The sequence below is a fragment of the Stenotrophomonas sp. HMWF023 genome, assembly GCF_003060985.1.
Lineage (GTDB): Bacteria > Pseudomonadota > Gammaproteobacteria > Xanthomonadales > Xanthomonadaceae > Stenotrophomonas > Stenotrophomonas lactitubi.
This window is the reverse complement of the sequence record NZ_QAIJ01000061.1, coordinates 1-2,295: the sequence shown is the minus strand read 5'-3', so window position 1 is coordinate 2,295 and position 2,295 is coordinate 1. Positions and strand designations below refer to the sequence as shown.

Genomic DNA, 2,295 nt, shown 5'->3' with positions numbered 1-2,295 from the left:
CGGCGGTGACCGCCAGCGAGTGGGCCCACGCCTACCCGCGCGAGCTGGCCGCCTTCCCGCTGCCGAGCCTGAAGCTGCAGAAGTACTGGCCGCCGGTGGCCCGCGTCGACAACGTCTACGGCGACAAGAACGTGATGTGCGCCTGCATCCCGGTCGATGCCTACAAGGACGATGAAGTCGAGGCGTAAGCCTTTGCGACATCGGTAATCCGGTAACAGAACGGCCCGCGCAAGCGGGCCGTTTTCGTTTCCATCCACGCATGGCGTTGATCTACCATCAGGGATCCGGCACCTGCCCCAGGCTCAACTGCCATGACACACCGAAGCGGTCCTGCACCCAGCCATAGCGGCTGCTGAACTCGTAGTCGCCCACGGGCATCAGCCAATGCCCGCCGTCGCCCAGCACACGCGCCGCGCGCTCGAACGATTCGGCGCCCGCACATTCCACGAACAGCGACATCGAGGGCGTGAACGTGAAGTCGTGGACATCCAGACTGTCAAAGCACAGGTAGTGGGTGCCGCCGAGCAGGAAAATGGCCTGGCGGACTTGCCCGGGCACGCCTGCACCCGCCGCGTCCGGATGGCGTTGCAGGGCCAGCAGGCGGAATTCGGCGAAGGCTTCGGCGTACAGGGCCAGCGCGGCTTCGGCCTGGCCGGTGAACATCAGGAAGGGACGGCTGCGCAGCATGCGGTGCTCCCGTTCGTCGGGCCGGTGTGGCCCACGCGATCAGAATGGCACGCGGGATGTATGCCTTCTGTAGAGCCGAGCCCATGCTCGGCTGACGTCTGCCCGAACAGCAGCCGACCGTAGGGTCGGCTCTACAGAATCACGCCTCGCGCAAGCGCCGGGCAATGGCGCTGCTGGCCGCGATGGTTGCCGTCAGCGCCACCATCGACAGGAACTGCAGGCGCGTATGCGCCTCGCTCAGCAACAGGCCGAAGATCAGCGCCAGCACGACCAGGCCGATCACGGTAAGCCACGGGAAGCCGGCCATGCGGAACGGCAGGCGCGTGCCCAGACGGTCGGCGCGACGGCGCAGCACCAGCTGCGAAACCAGCGACAGCGTCCACACCAGCAGGCAGGTGGAACCGACGATGTTCAGCAGTACCGGCAACACCTTGTCCGGGAACAGCAGTTCCATGATGGTGGCAGCGAAACCGAACAGGACGCTGGCCAGCACCGCGATCACCGGCACCTGGCGCGGGTCGGTCCAGCCCAGCACGGCCGGTGCTTCGCGGCGTTGCGCCAGCGAATACATCATGCGCGAGGCGCCGTAGAGATTGGCATTGAGCGCCGACAGCAGGGCGATCACCGCGATCAGGGTGATGGCCGTGGCCGCACCCGGAATATTGGCGACATCGAGAACCGCGGCGAACGGCGATTTCAACGCTTCGCTGGTCCACGGCACCACGGCGATGATCACGCTCAGCGAACCGATGTAGAACACCAGGATGCGCCAGGCGACGGTGCGGATGGCACGGGCGATGCTGCGCTCGGGGTCTTCGGTCTCCGCCGCCGCGACGGCCACGATCTCGGTGCCGCCGAAGGCGAACACCACCACCAGTAGCGCAGCACCGATACCGGCCAGGCCCTTGGGTGCGAAGCCACCATGCTCGGTGAAGTTGCTCAGGCCCGGCGAGGCCACCTGCGGCAGCCAGCCCATCAGCAGCGCCACGCCAACGGCGATGAAGGCCAGGATAGCCGCCACCTTGAGGATGGCGAACCAGAATTCGAACTCACCAAAGTTCTTCACCCCGAGCAGGTTGATCGCGGTGAAGAACAGCATGAATGCCAGTGCCGCCATCGGTACCGGCACCACCGGCCAGACCGTGGCCAGCAACCCGGCCGCGCCCACCGCCTCGGCGGCGATGACGATGACCAGCTGCACCCACCACAGCCAACCCACGGTGGCGCCCGCGGTGGCGCCCATGGCATCGCCCGCATACACCGAGAACGCACCGCTGGTCGGTTTGGCGGCGGCCATCTCGCCCAGCGCGTTCATCACGATGATCACCAGCGCGCCGGCCACCAGATAGGACACCAGCACCGCCGGGCCGGCCGCCTGCACGCCCACGCCAGAGCCGAGGAACAGGCCGGCGCCGATGGCGCTGCCCAGCCCCATCATGATCAGCTGGCGTGGCTTGAGCGAATGGCCGAGGCGGGAGGGCGAAGCGGTCTGATCGGGGGTGGCGGGCATCGGCAGGGCTGGCGGCGGCGACAAGGGCGACACCTTACCGTGTCCAGCCGCCGCGGGGATAGGCACAGCGCAGCAGGGAACTCAGGCCGGTACCGGCT

3 protein-coding genes are annotated in these 2,295 nt (G+C 67.3%); 1 reads left to right on the top strand and 2 read right to left on the bottom strand.

Features of this window, described 5'->3' with window-relative positions; translation table 11 throughout:
* Positions 1-188, top strand: a 188-nt coding sequence (locus tag DBR20_RS22550) for a hypothetical protein (RefSeq protein WP_258223186.1), incomplete at its 5' end; no start/stop codon positions are given.
* A gap of 88 nt (positions 189-276) precedes the next feature.
* Here the strand turns inward: DBR20_RS22550 and DBR20_RS02475 are convergent.
* Together DBR20_RS02475 and DBR20_RS02470 are read right to left on the bottom strand one after the other, a co-directional pair.
* Positions 277-687 carry a VOC family protein gene (locus DBR20_RS02475; protein WP_100553220.1) on the bottom strand — a complete coding sequence of 137 codons (411 nt, stop codon included), beginning with the start codon at positions 685-687 and terminating at the stop codon, positions 277-279.
* A 139-nt stretch (positions 688-826) separates the two neighbouring features.
* Entirely contained in the window at positions 827-2,197 is a 1,371-nt protein-coding gene (locus DBR20_RS02470) for an amino acid permease (protein WP_108265076.1), read from the bottom strand.
* Positions 2,198-2,295: the final 98 nt, after the last annotated feature.

What these genes read in the sequence shown, in the direction of transcription:
- DBR20_RS02475 (WP_100553220.1), bottom strand. Translation starts at nt 687, where the DNA reads ATGCTGCGCAGCCGTCCCTTCCTGATGTTCACCGGCCAGGCCGAAGCC.
- DBR20_RS02470 (WP_108265076.1), bottom strand. Translation starts at nt 2,197, where the DNA reads ATGCCCGCCACCCCCGATCAGACCGCTTCGCCCTCCCGCCTCGGCCAT.